Origin of the sequence: Hydrogenophaga sp., assembly GCF_025699295.1 — a bacterium.
In the GTDB taxonomy this organism is placed as follows: Bacteria; Pseudomonadota; Gammaproteobacteria; order Burkholderiales; family Burkholderiaceae_C; genus Hydrogenophaga.
The window spans coordinates 150,633-163,899 of the sequence record NZ_JAILWB010000008.1; the positions used below are offsets into that span (position 1 = coordinate 150,633).

The window sequence follows — 13,267 nt, forward strand, 5'->3', positions numbered from 1 at the left end:
TCAGAGCCCCAACTTCTTCACCGCGAACCGCGACAGAACAATTGCTTCCTTGGGCTTGGAGCCTTCGGGTATCGCCACCTTGATGATCTTGAGGCCCGGTGTCGCTGGCGGGCTGTAAATCAGTCCTGCCGCAGCCATTTCACCGACCCATGCAGGCACATCGCGCACCAGCGTGGCCAGCGTCTCCACGGAGATCGCCGCACCGTTGTCTGTCATGCGCATTGACTTGCTGCTCTGTCCACGATCCTGCCAAGCCTTCATGACCTTGCCAAGCAGTTCGACGTGCAATCGCTTCTTTATGTCGCGCTGCACTTCTTGTGGCACGAGGTCGCTGTAACGGACTTCCGCTGCTTCGCGAATTGGCACAGGCCCTGCTGAGTCGCTCGGTTCTGGCTCGACCACATGTTCTGACGGTTCTCCCCCTTGCGGCCGGCGCGACACGGGCTCCGGCGCCGGCTCCGGCTCTGCCTCGAGTGGCGCTGCACCATGCTCGAGCTCGATACTCTGTTGCTGCTCTAGGACCGCGTCGGGCTTCGTTGAGCGGGATTCAACAGCCTTCGATTGGGCGTGAGCCTTGGGCGTGGCGGCCGCTGCTTCGGCCTGCGCCTCCGCTGGCGCTAGAGGATCTGCTGCGACGACGCCCTGAAGCGTCTTCGGGGACTGCTCAGCGTATGCGTCCGGATCGAAGTCCTCCAGAACGGCCAGGGGGTTGCGCAGCTTGAAGGCGCTCAGGATCTCCCCTGAGTCGGCCACGACCTCGTGCATCCCCAGGTCCTCACCGTCTTGAGTCACGATTTGACAGGACTTGAGCAGTTCGGCGATCGTGGCGGCATTGGCTGGCCAGCCGCTATATCCCTGCTCTTTGCCAAAGCGTGCGATGTCCTCAATTGCCTGGGGCCACACGAGGTACAGACCGCTCTGGTCAGCTTTGACCTTGTCAGCGTTGAGCTTCCATCCCGCGGTCGCCAGCAGCGCACGGATCGCACCCACCAGGTACGGCCCCATGTGCGTGCCCACGGTCTGCCTGCCGAATGCCTGAGGACGGCGCGCTTCCTCGCGGCGCGAGATGCGCTCCCACATCGTGTGCACAACATCGCGGCAGTTGCCAGCCGTCGTTGAACTGCCAGAGCTGATCTCGTAGAGCGCCTTGACGAGTTCCGGCGAGCCGTCGTCAAGCCACTGCAGGTTCTGCGCACCAACTACCGTCGCAATGATCGAGGCGATGTGGCTGGACGGCCCAATCTCCTGTTCGATCTCGCTCGCGGCAGGCCAGGTTGCGAAGACCCGCTCAACGCTGTGGTCCACTGCCCAGCTGGTGAGGCTGCCAAAGTGACGTCGCCAAGTCTGGCCCTGCTCGCTGGTGACGACGATGTTGTCCAATGTCTTCCCCAGGGGGTAGAACATGCCCGCGAGGAAGCACACGTAGCGCCAGCGTCCTTCAAGTGCGTGGCGTCTCTCGACGGTCTCATTGCCCGTGAAGATTCGCCCATCACCGGCCTGGAAGCTGTAGAAGGCCATCTCAAGCGCCGCTCTGAACAGGCCCCCTTCGCCGGAGAACAGCGAGCTTGCGGTCGCAGGAAGGACGTTGACCTGCTCCGCCAGGCTCAACAGTGGCCCCTCAAAACGCAACGCGAACACGTCGGGCTCGACCGCTGCATGCAGGCGCAACCGATTCATCAGTTCTTGGTTGGCCGCCAGGACACCGATGGCCGTTGCGATTGGGAGACCGCGGTCCACTGGGGGGTAGGCAGGAGGTCGTGCCGCCTGGGCAGGATTGCCCTGCACCGGGTTGCCTGTGGGTTGCGATTGCGGCCTGGCACTGGGGGATGGCGCCGGCGCAATAAAACCAAGTTTTGAAAGCCACTTTTGGAGCATCCGGGTATTTTTCTTCCCGCAGCCTCCAAGGGGCGGTGACCTACACCCCCAAACCTGCCTGTAGTCGCCGGTTCATCGCTACAGATCAGCCGTACTTGATCTGCTTGTCGCGGGAGAGTCGATAGGCCGCCATGCGCGCTTCCATTTCACGCTCCACCTCAGGCACTCGCAGCTCCTGCGTGGCACATGCCGGGCAGTGTGCGGTGCCGTGCTGGCGACGCATCACAGGATGCTTCGTATTGCATGTGGAGCACTGGCGCACTTCTACGTCACCCGTCTTGACCGCCTCGATCAGCAGGTTGTAGGTCTCAAATGAGATGCGATGCTCGCCATTGGTGGCCGGCACATCCGCGCGGTACTTGGCATAGACCTCGATGCGCTTGTCCACTGCGCGCGCATAGTTGGTTTCAACCTCTGCATATTCGCCTGCGCCGCGCGAGCCGAAATGCAGGGACAGGAGGTAGGCAGCTTCGAATCGCTCGGCCGCGGTTTCGAGGAACGTCTCGGAGTTCACCGACTTGCCCAGGCCACGAGGGCGGCTGACTTTGACGCCCCGCGCCTCCATGCGGCGGTTCATCTCCTCCTTCATCCGATGCTCATTGCAGTCCGTGCCCATGAGCTCACGGATCAGCTTGGTGCGGCTGGTGAGGTCCATCAGCACGTCAAAGCGATCGTCCCAAGCGGGATCTTCGAACAAGGCCTTACGGCTACCTGAATTGACGAGGGCGCGACCAGTGAAGTTGTCCATGATGATGACGGGAGGAATTGCAGGAATCTAGCGGGGGGTCAGTGAACGCTGTCTTTTGAACGCTTGGACACGCCCATATAGAGGGTACGCTGCGCCGCGGTCATCTCGCGCGCTGCTGCAACCGAGAAGAATTGATCCGAAGCGGCAGGGATCAATACGGCCGTTGGATTAGCCGCAACGTCCCACAGATCATGCGGCCCCATGCGCCCCAGAAAGTTGGCGTCCGACGCCGACATATCAAACTGAACACAGGCCTGCTCGGTGGAGGTACGAATGGCGTCCAGGCGCACCGACAGCGCCATGAACGCCTCCTGGCGGTTGGCAGCTTCGAACTCGCCGGGCTGCACGCGCGCGGCCGATGCGGCGGGGCGCAAGCCGTCGTGCAGCGTCATCGTGAACAAGGGGGCCTTGGTGTCCGCGACTCTCAGCACCTCTTCCTCGCTTAGAACCGCGAGCAGGTCCAGCAGCCCCCGCTGACCTGGGAACCAGCGCGAGAGAACGCGCGGGTCGAACAGTTCGGTGCTGCGAGCGATCTTCCAGCGTCGAAACAGTGCCTTGTGGTTCTCTGCCAGGATGGAGCGCGTGTAATTCGGCAGCCTCCAGTCAATACGGACTTCCGACTCGCTATGTGCTGTAATCAATTGTAGGTACTCCCCGGGGCATCTTCTGGGCTTGTTAAATTAGGCGTCCCAACACTGTGGTTTTGGGCGCCGATAGAACGATGTCCTTTGTGAGGCCACCGGTCTTTCATCAAAGCACGGCTCCTCGCTAAGTCAAGCCCGCAATGTCCGCTATCGTCGCACTGGCCCAGCGCTTTAGGGCTCGGCTGCAACGTTCTCTTGACGAACTCGGGTTTTCCCCCGGGTTGCGTGATAGAAGTCGCACCTTGGCCTTTCAGCTCGGTATTCACGAGAGCTCTGCCAATGAGTTGCTGGCCATGGGTCGCGACTCGCTGCCAGATCTCCCGCTATTGGTGAAGATCAGCGACCTGACAGGCAAGCCCCTCGGCTGGTTTCTTGATCAGGACGGGGATAGTTTCCCCGCTGGCACCCGGCTCGTCCACTCCATTGGCTCAGGAGAGGATCTCGCTTTCTCTCTTCCAGACGGGCTCGCCGGGATGTCGGTTGAGCCGAACGAGCAGCTGCTGTACCTGCGCGCCAGCGGCGACATGGGGTTCGGGGTCCAGGGCGGCGATTACATCCTCGCCGTGGAGGTCCCCGTCACGCCAATGAGCGTGACGAAAAACGAGGTCTACCTCATCGGCTCAAAACTAGGTTTTGAGCTTCGAAACTGCGTGGCGCAGAGCCCCTTGCGCGCAAGTTTCAGCAGCTTCGACGGCAAGCACACCCTGGTGCTCAAGCCCACCATCGCCGAGGCGGACCGCCGCGATTCCAACTTCCTAGAGGATTGCCTGGGCGAAGGCATGCACCACTTCTCGCAGGTCCTGTACGTGATCAAGGCCGCCAAGAACATCCCACGTGATGGCGGGGCGTACCTGTTCATTTCCTGAGACGGCACGGCAAAAAAAAGCCACCGGTCCGAAGACTGGTGGCTTTCTCGTTTCAGTGGCTGTGCTCGCGCTCGTACTGGGCGGCCCATTGGTTGGCCATGTCCTGGCCCTCGCTAGCGGCCTTGATGACCAAGACCCGAACGCCCTCCTTTCGGATGCGTTGCGCCAGCTGCTCTGCGTAGAAGCTGCCCGGACGCCGATACTTCTGCACCCCATCGACTACCCCGGCTCGCTTGCGCTCATCGTGGTCGGCGAAGATCACCAGGCGGCGGATCTGTGCTTTCAGTTCAAAGGGCAGTTCGAACTGCGCCATCGCCGGACCATTCAGGCAGGGCCACACCGGAACGCGGCGGAGCATCGTCGCAGCGAGTCCGGTTTCGATGCCCTCGCACACGCCAAGCGTGTCGCCAACGGGCTCCATCATGCGAATGGCGAACGAGTTGATGCCCAGGCCGTAGTCGGTCTTCTTGGCGATCGGCACATCTGCTTTTTGACCGTCCATGGTGAGGAAGGTCTTGTGCAGCTGCACCACATCGCCCTTGGCATCCTTAGCCAGCGCCAGCATCGCCGGGAACTTGCCCAACGACACTGGCTTGCCGCCCTCCTTCTCCGGTGGCGCCCAGTACTCCAGTGCCGGGTGAAAGCGCAGCATTTGCGGCTGCACGTCCAGGCCCGGAACCCGGTTTCGAAGGTAGCGATGCACGGGATCACCTGAAGTGATCTCGCGCGCCTCGTCCCAGAAGCGCTCAATACGCCGCAGGTTGCGCTGCTCTTGCTCTGGCGAAAGGTCATTTCCCTTGGCCACACGCGCTTCGCGCGCAATCGCCTGGATGTGCTCGCCTGCCCCAAAGTAACTTCGCACATGGTCGGCTGCCTCGCGAAACGAGTGATAGCCCATGTGCTCCATCAACATTCGGAAACCATTCGCATAGCTTCCGCCGGTGCACTGATTGCAGACCCACAGACCGCCGTTCTTCTTCGACCATCGGAAGCGATCCGTGCCTCCGCAGAAGGGGCAGGGACCGTTTCGTTGGTTGAAGAACCTGGCGTCCATACCCGCGGCCGTCAGGATGTCGGGCCAGCGACCATAGACGAGATCTTCAGCTTTGATATTCACGTCCCAATCTCCAAAGAAGTTGGGGCGCGCACTGCCCGAAGGGACAGTTGCGACCCAACGGGTGGTTGTTTGCAGCCAGCTGGCTGCGATCCTCGCAAGTGCGAAAACATGGTCATTTTCCGAGGCGCTACGCCACGCGTCCAACGATTCGGTCCACCTCTGGCGCAACGCGCCTTGGCTTTCTTCAACCCTCGGCAGCAAAGGTTGGAAAAAGCCCCCCGTCTGAGCGGGGAGCGAAGGGTCATGGTGCTTCAGGCCGCGAGTCGCAAACTAAGTTTCGCGCGGAAGAGAGCCTCCAGTGCATCGGGCAGTTGCTCGATGCTTTCAATTCTGGTCGAACTGGGGATGAAGGCGCGGATGTCGCAACCAACCCCCACGCCGATCACCTCGACGCCGTTGTCATCGGCCTCGGCCAGTGCCCGTCCCAGGAGATCCGGGTCATCAGGACCATCGTCGGTCACGACCACCAGGATGTGCTTCTCCTTTCGCTGACGCAGCAGGTCAGGCAGTTCTGTCATCACGGCCGCGCCTAAAGGCGTGCCGCCCATGGCCACGAGGTGCTTGCTTCGGCGCATCGCATGTTGGGGCGACTCGCCAAAACTCTGCAGCGACTCCGTGATCTCAGTTTCTGAGGGGAACATTGCCACCGAGGTGGAGACATTACCCACGCGTTGCATCGCGAGAGCGAACGCAAGCGTTGCTTCTGCGGCGGTTCGCAGCTTCTTTCTCATGCTGCCCGAGCGATCCAAGATGACCTTGACCGCTGCATCCACTCCGTGTGTTCGCGCTTTCACGCGAAACACCTTTGTGTCACCCATCGCGCCCAACCGCCAGAAGCGGTTGACTGCGACTTGGCCACCAGCGCGAGCCATCTTCGTTGGCCGCCGGCGCCTGTCCTGCAACTCACGCAGCAGCACACGCACCATTCGAGCCTGTACCCCGTCGAGTCGCACGTCGAGTTCATTGGTCACGGGGATCGGTGCGGCGAGCGCCATGGCACCGAGAACACCCTTTGCCTGGCTACCACCCTCTCCGACCTCCGCGCGCTCTAGTGCTGCCAGCGCAGCCTCCAAGAGCTCGTCCAGACTGGGGCCGTCTTCTCCACCTCGCTCGGACGCCTCTCGAAGCGCTTGTACCAAATCGTCGTTGGACGATTCGGGTTCAGCATCCGGAGTTCGCATCGGTTGCGGCTTCCCATACTTGGACTCATAGGCCTCGCGCAGCATGTCACCCAGGTCGTAGCTGGCCAACGGGACTGTCGGTTCTGCGGGCATCGCATTGAGCTTCTGCTCGCCGCCGGTCTGCCCCTGAGGCTCACCGACTGAGGCCGATTCGCCCGCTTGCGTTGCTTTCTGCGCACCTGCTTCGCTGCCTTGATCAGGCGGCCCCGAGGCACCGGTAGCGTCAGCTTGCGCTGAGCCGTCGGACTGCTCGTTGGCTTCGCCCTGGCCAGCCTCGCCCTGCTGCTGTCCGCTCGAGTCCTGGCCGGTGTCGCCACTGCCCCGATCCCCTTGCGAGAGCTTCTGTTGTTCCTGCGGAGCAGATTCGGACTCGACACCTTCTACCTCGGTTTGAGCTTCGTCCTGCGTTGGAGTTACCTCGTTCGACGCTTGTGCTTCCTCTTCGGTCGCATGGTCCGATGGATTCGTGCCATCGCCGCTAGGTTCGCCTTCGCCGGCCTGCTCCTGCCCAGGGGCAGCATCAGCGTCGGAGATGGTGTCGGTTCCGCTATCGTGCGGCTGTTCCTGCTCGGGCACCTGTTCGAGCTCCGACTGCGCCTCCTGTTGCTGGGACTCCTGCTCAGGCGGCTGCTCGCGCAACTGTCGATTCAGGAGGATCGCCAACGCTTCAGTGTCCTGGCTGCAAGTGAGCTTCGGCAGCTCAGCGATCGCGGCGTCGATGGCCTGGCGCTGGTGTTGATTGACAACTTGCGCTGCCAGATCTTCAAACGCCTTGGCCCTCTGCTCGATCGCCGGTTGAGGGGCGACCGCGCGAAACCCGCGCAGGATGATGTCAAGCTGCAGCGCTTTGGCTCGATGCTCTTCAAGCTGGAGATCCAGCCCTTTGAGAATCGTATCCAGCGCTTCATCCAGGCCTCGTCCAAGGATGACACCGGCGCCGGCGAAACGCTTGCGCTGCTCCATCTCTATGCGAGGATCTTCCAGCAGGTTGAACACCTGCAGCTGCTCTTCAGTCAGCCTCTGTGCGCAATCCAGGTCGGTGTGAGCGGCGTGCCCCGCCTCATGAACCGCCATGCGCGTGAGCGCGGCGATCTGGCTGGCATCAGCGCTGGCCGGCATCGGCAGTACGATGCTCCCATCTTTTGCCATCGCTGCTGTCTCGCCCCACCGCAATGTGACCTTGCGGCCCAGGATGAGTGAGACAAAGCCTGCGATGACCTTCTTGACCATCGCAATATCAGTTTCGGTTTGCATGTGCTCTCCCAACGCCCCGGCGCAATGCCGGAGCGTCTTTGGGTTTCGTTAAAACAAGCCGACGAACTCGGGCTCGAAGCCGTCGTTCGCGATCGGTTGCTGGACGGGCACTTGCTCGTCCAAAGCCGAATCGGCTTCTTGTGCCGTGCGCTGCTTGGCAACGCTCTCAGGCGCGGGGCCGGATGCTTGCTGTGCAGGGCTGGTGACCTGCTCCGGTGCGCTCACGAGGAGTGCTTCGAAAGCGAGGTTCGCCGCGCCCGAGTCCATCACCAGATGGGCGGCCTGCAGTGCGGTTGCGCTGTTCGACAGCGTCTTGGCCAGCGTCCAGACGTGCATGAGGTGCACGCCTTCGATGGGGCCTTCCTGCGGAAGGATGCCCAGCACGTGGTCAACGATTTGCGCTAGCGGCTCGACGGTGTGGTCCAGGAAGCTGAAGCTCTTGAACTTGGCACCGATTCGACGCAGCGGACCGAGGGTCTTCTGCGTGATCTTCTCGCGTTTGCGCACCGCACCGTGAGCGTCCTTACCCAGCAGGTATTTCTCCATCAGGGTTCGGGCCTCCTCGGCGGCCTCATCGAACAGTTCACCTTTGAGGCCGGTGATCTGGTGACCGTAGTGCTTGTTGACCTCGCTGAACTCGTCGGTGCTGGGGGCACTGACGCGGCACAGGTGAAAGCCAAAGGCCAGGCGCCCTGCGACGTATTCCGGCGTCGGAATGTCCGTGATCAGGTGTTGCCAGGCCTGGTTGTCGATGCGCTCGCGCCAGTCAGTGATCCGCGCGTCGAAATCGCGGTACAGCTTCTGGGCATGCTCATCGAACTTCTGCTTGATCTCCAGCAAGCCCTTGTAGACGCGATCGACCTTCCCTTCCGGGATGCCGACGGTGCCCAGCAAAGGCAGGCCGTTGAGCTTGAGCAGCTTTTCCGCCTCGCGCTTGTACTTGAGGAACGGAGCGAGGTCATCTGGGTCTGCGATCTTGATCGAGCCCAGGGTGGCCAGCGACTCGGGTGGCAGGTGTGCCAGCTCTGGGTTCTTGGCCAGCAGGTTCTCCTTGCGAAGACGCTTGCGGCCAGACCAGAGGTGGATCTCCAGAGCAACGCAAACGATGCCCGTGGCCTGGGCCTGCTTGATGTTGGGAACGACAGGTGCGTTCATGTGGGTAGCTCCATAGAGGAGCGGGAACCCACGACCCCATGCGGGAAGTGGATTCCCGCGGGGGTTGGATGGTGAAGGCAGGCGCTAAGACCTGCGAACGGCTATGCCGAACATTTGCATGATAGGTCTTCACGCACACGGGCGCAAAGGATCTGGCTCACGTTGGCTGGTTCGCGCCTTCAAGTAGCCTGACGGCGTCCCGCAAGTTGCTCCGCTCTGTGTCACGCACTGATACAGCCTACCGGGGCTGCGTCGTCTCATGCTCGCTTGCGATTCGCAAAACGCGCTCAACTGGAACCTGGTATCGAGGATCGGCCGTGCTCTCGGGTTTGACCATCTCTGAATGCCCCCACTGTGGATATCGCAGGTATTCATTGCACTGATAGATTGCACTGTCCTCGGAAACAACCGCGTCATGAGGACTTGTTAGACAGTAGCCGTGAGGACGATCACGGAATGAATTCCAATCGTCTCGAAGGCTATCGAGCATTTCGCTTCCCGGTCGAAGATCCTCCGCGTACCCTCGACTGAGGCCAAGCGTTGACAGTAGCCTCGCGATGTCGGCCCCTCGATAAGGCGATGCAATTGATATGACGCTCTTGTAGGCCATGTTGTTGTTCGCAAGGCGATTTTCGAGAAGCATCCCCCGAGCGATGAGCCCTCCCATCGAATGGGCGATCACGTAGATTTCCGTGTACTGTTCGTATCGTCCATTGATCACCATGAGTTCGTTCAGCCAGCGTGACATCTGACGGATTCGCAAGTTTCGTCTTGCGAGCACCGTGGGGTATTCAACCATCCACAGGTCGAACTCCTCGAGTCGAGAGTCGTTCTTGAGCAATTGCGGAAACTGGTTCCAAGTGCCGGACGCATCGCCGTTCCAACCGTGCAGAAGCACCAGTAGTTTGTGGTTCTGCGTACCCCTTCTCACCACTGCGGGCTCTTCAAGCCCCGCCGTAGGTGGGATGATCAGGCTCCCCGTGACGCGCGGCCAGACCGCAATGGCAAGCGCAAGCACTATCCCAATCACGGTCCCCACTCGTCGTGCCGCGCGGTACCGATCGGCGCCGCTCACTTTCCAGTACGCCGTTGTTCCGACTGCGCGATAGACGCGTATCGTCAGTGCCCCCGCCACAACCACTACTGCAGCGTGGGCGACGAGGCTCAATATGTACCCAGGCAGTGAGCGCAACCACCGTGGCACAGTGCTCGACTCTGACAGACCCGGAATCTCCACCGCGGTCGGCACCCCGAGCAGACTCCAGAAAGCAAGAGACACACCGACAAAAGCCACAAGAAGCCAAAGTGTCGGCAGTCTGGAACTTGGCCGCCTCCTTCTTGTATCTCGGTTGGCGTGCTTGATGAAAGATTCCGCTTCAGCCGTAGCACGCTCCGATTGCACGGCAACTGAGTCTGATCTTCGCAGTATTGCGAGCAACGCGAGTGCAACTACAGCTACCGTCCCTGTCAGGGAGAACAAGGCCACCTGGTTCCGGATCAAGAAGTCCAGCAAGTCGCTCATCAAGCACCTCCCGAGGTCCAAGCAGCTACATCTCGATCTCCGGGCCAGACGCGTTGTTGTGTTGTGCCAGAACCGCCTCCGCGGGAGCAAGGTCGCACACAACAACTGCCTGGTTCGCATCGTCCCAATCGTGAACGACTCGAATCACCACAAAAGCCCGCCGATTCGCGGCAATGATGATTTCACCTTTGATGGGTATGCGCCGAAGCAACACCGGATCTCGATTGGCCAGTTTTCCTGTCGAAGCCATGCGCAAATAGACAGCCTCCATACGCCCTCCTCTATGCTCGTACAGACGTGGACCACAACGGAAACGGGACTGCCAGAAGCACCTTGTCATACGCGGTCATCGCGTATTGGCTCCAGTGGCTAGTCTGTCGCCCAGCTGTTGCAGCTGGCAGTCGAATTCTGAAGTGTTGTTCACTTCTCGACAATAGGCCTGTTTGACTGTCTGAAAGCTCGGTTGCCTTTAGACAGTCCCCTCTTTCGAGGGAACTGCGAAACCGGGGCGCTACCCCCGATTCCACTATTTTGGTTAGCCGCAGCTACCAATGTGCCCGCACGCATCGCACGACTCGCACCCGTTGACCTTGTGCAGCGCCATGGCACCGCATTCCGGGCACTGCTTGCCGCCCAGGCGAACCTCACGGCTTTCCTTGGCGCCCACGTCGACCACACCCGAGGTGTTGTCACTGCGAGCCAGCGGAGCGCCTTTCAGCAGGCCCAGCGCTTTCATGCGCGCCAGCAGCAGGGTGGCCACGTAGGCAACTGTGCTCGGGTAGTTCTCTTGCTTGACGTCTCCCGGCACCTGGGCCAGGAAGTCGCCACGCACCTCACCGAAGTTCGCCAGCTTCTCCAGCTTCATGGCCACCCATTTCGGGTCGCTCACTCGCATGTCGATCGACAGCACCTTCATGAGGCCGTTCAGAGCCGCCGGATAGGTACCAGACAACCACACCGAGTACGGGCGGATCTGGCCGTTGGGCAACTTCAGTTCCTTCGTATGCAGGAGGAAGTCGTCGCCCGTTGCCGGGTTGCTTACGTCCACATGCCAGCCAAGACCACCGTTGGGCCCAGTCTTAGGCTCGCGCCGGCTGAACAGGGCTTCCATCATCGGCGAGGCCTTGTGTTCATTGAGCGCACCGATCTCGTTCAAGCGATGCTTGACCAGGACCGCGAAGCCAGCCGTCAGTGACGGCATCAGCACTCGTGCGCCCGTTGCCGGGTGGGTCATCTCGAAACCGTCATCACCGACCGTGTTGATCAGGGAGTCCAGCTTCATCTGCAAGAAGGCGCCGTCGTCGGTACGCATGTCCACGCTCAGGGCCTTTGCGATTGCTCCCAGGCCGCGCGGCGCTTCGTTACCAGCAATGTAGACCTCCAACGGATGTTTCTCGCCGTTCTGCCAGTGGTTCACAACCACCGCGAAGTCCCCTTGCGGGTGACGCACGCTGTAGGTGACACCCTCTGCCACTACGTCCGGTCGGCTCGGCCAACGCAGGTTGTCAACGACGTTGGGAACGTCCTTGATCTCCACGCGACGGTCCGGATCATCGGTTCGCAGATCCTGCTCACCTTTGCCGGCGCCTTTGGCTTCTTCTTCCGTCATCAGCACCGCGCCCGTCATTTCGTTGGGGCGATAGGTGGTGATCCCTTTGAGGCCCGATTTCCATGCATCCATGTAGATGCGCGAGAAGGCCTCGAAGGAGTAGTCGGCCGGCACGTTCACCGTCTTGCTGATTGCGCTGTCGATGAAAGGAATCACAGCCGCCATGACGCGCAGGTGTTCCTCAACCGATAGCTCCAGCGCCGTCGCGATCACAGAGGTGTCCGCGTCCTCGCCTTTGACCATCTTCAGCACGCGGTATGCGTGATCGTCCGCGGTCCAGAGCTTGCGCTCCTCGCCTTTGCCGGTACGCACGTTGCGGTATTGCTTCAGCGCGAACGTGGGCTCGATGCCGGAGCTTGCGTTGTCCGCAAAGCCCAACGAGATCGTGCCAGTTGGCGCAATCGACAGCAGATGCGAATTGCGGATGCCATGCTTGCGTATGGCCTCTTTGATGTGCTCGGGCAACGTCGATGCGAAGGTACCCTCTTCCAGGTACTTGTCCGCGTCGAACAGGGGGAACGCGCCCAGTTCTTTTGCCAGCTCCACGGAAGCCATGTAGGCGGCATCACGCATCTCGCGCGTCACCTTCGACGCGAACTCAGCGGACTCTTCGCTACCGTAGCTCAGGCCCAGCATTGCCATCGCGTTTGCCAGACCAAGGTAGCCCAGACCGATGCGACGCTTGAGGTGCGCTTCCTGCTTCTGTTGCTCCAGCGGCCACTTGGTTGCATCGAGCACACGATCGAGCATTCGAACGGCGCCCGGCACCACGCGCCTGAACGCCTCGTAGTCGAACTCCGCCTCGTGCGTGAAGGGGTTCTTCACGTAGCGGTAGAGATTCAGTGCACCAAGGTCGCAGCAGCCGTAGCCTGGCAACATTTGCTCACCACATGGATTGCTCGCCGCGATGGTTTCGCAGTATCGTAGGTTGTTGGCTTCGTTGATGGTGTCCAGGAACATCACGCCAGGGTCCGCCGTCTCGTACGTGTTTCGCATGATCTTCTGCCACAGGTAGCGGGCCTTGATCGTGCGGTAGACGTAGCGCGCTTTGCCGTCCTTGCAGACGACCGTTTCGGTCGCGCCGCGCGGAGGGGCTTCGTGCACCAGGTTGAAATCACCCGTAGGGCGCCAGAGTAGTTGCTCTGGCGCATTGGAGAAATCAAGGACTTGCGGGACTTCGTGCCACAGGGCTGGACCCGCTCGGACCAAAGTTGGTGCGACCGACCTGCTTCGCCGCCAAGGTTCTTGCAACTTGACTTCTGGCGAGACGCTGAAAACTTTGTCGATGGCGGGCGG

10 protein-coding genes are annotated in these 13,267 nt (G+C 61.0%); 1 reads left to right on the forward strand and 9 read right to left on the reverse strand.

Annotated elements, in window-relative coordinates; translation table 11 throughout:
• The 3 genes from K5880_RS10335 to K5880_RS10345 form a co-directional block, all read right to left on the reverse strand.
• The gene (locus K5880_RS10335; RefSeq protein ID WP_297651397.1) at window positions 1–1,875 is read right to left on the reverse strand and encodes a TraI domain-containing protein; all 1,875 of its coding nucleotides are present in this window, start codon (window positions 1,873–1,875) and stop codon (window positions 1–3) included.
• A gap of 85 nt (window positions 1,876–1,960) precedes the next feature.
• Window positions 1,961–2,623, reverse strand: a complete 663-nt coding sequence (locus K5880_RS10340) for a hypothetical protein (protein ID WP_297651399.1) — start codon at window positions 2,621–2,623, stop codon at window positions 1,961–1,963.
• A gap of 38 nt (window positions 2,624–2,661) precedes the next feature.
• Window positions 2,662–3,264, reverse strand: coding sequence for a hypothetical protein (locus K5880_RS10345; protein ID WP_297651400.1), 603 nt, complete (start codon window positions 3,262–3,264; stop codon window positions 2,662–2,664).
• Window positions 3,265–3,509: 245 nt separating this feature from the next.
• Between K5880_RS10345 and K5880_RS10350 the strand changes: the two genes are divergently transcribed.
• Window positions 3,510–4,133 (forward strand): hypothetical protein, encoded by a 624-nt coding sequence (locus K5880_RS10350; RefSeq protein WP_297651402.1) that lies wholly within the window; start codon window positions 3,510–3,512, stop codon window positions 4,131–4,133.
• Between the two features lie 52 nt (window positions 4,134–4,185).
• Here K5880_RS10350 and K5880_RS10355 read toward each other — a convergent pair whose 3' ends face one another.
• The 6 genes from K5880_RS10355 to K5880_RS10380 all read right to left on the reverse strand — a co-directional run bounded on the left by K5880_RS10355 (window position 4,186) and on the right by K5880_RS10380 (window position 13,075).
• Window positions 4,186–5,250, reverse strand: a complete 1,065-nt coding sequence (locus K5880_RS10355) for a primase-helicase zinc-binding domain-containing protein (protein WP_297651404.1) — start codon at window positions 5,248–5,250, stop codon at window positions 4,186–4,188.
• A 251-nt stretch (window positions 5,251–5,501) separates the two neighbouring features.
• Window positions 5,502–7,685 carry a VWA domain-containing protein gene (locus K5880_RS10360; RefSeq protein ID WP_297651405.1) on the reverse strand — a complete coding sequence of 728 codons (2,184 nt, stop codon included), beginning with the start codon at window positions 7,683–7,685 and terminating at the stop codon, window positions 5,502–5,504.
• Window positions 7,686–7,733: 48 nt separating this feature from the next.
• Window positions 7,734–8,840 carry a DUF3150 domain-containing protein gene (locus K5880_RS10365; protein WP_297651407.1) on the reverse strand — a complete coding sequence of 369 codons (1,107 nt, stop codon included), beginning with the start codon at window positions 8,838–8,840 and terminating at the stop codon, window positions 7,734–7,736.
• A gap of 238 nt (window positions 8,841–9,078) precedes the next feature.
• Window positions 9,079–10,008, reverse strand: a complete 930-nt coding sequence (locus K5880_RS10370) for a hypothetical protein (RefSeq protein ID WP_297651408.1) — start codon at window positions 10,006–10,008, stop codon at window positions 9,079–9,081.
• 379 nt (window positions 10,009–10,387) lie between these two features.
• Complete coding sequence (locus K5880_RS10375) at window positions 10,388–10,633, reverse strand: hypothetical protein (RefSeq protein WP_297651410.1); 246 nt, start codon at window positions 10,631–10,633, stop codon at window positions 10,388–10,390.
• 264 nt (window positions 10,634–10,897) lie between these two features.
• Window positions 10,898–13,075, reverse strand: a complete 2,178-nt coding sequence (locus K5880_RS10380; RefSeq protein ID WP_297651412.1) for a ribonucleoside-diphosphate reductase, adenosylcobalamin-dependent — start codon at window positions 13,073–13,075, stop codon at window positions 10,898–10,900.
• Window positions 13,076–13,267: the final 192 nt, after the last annotated feature.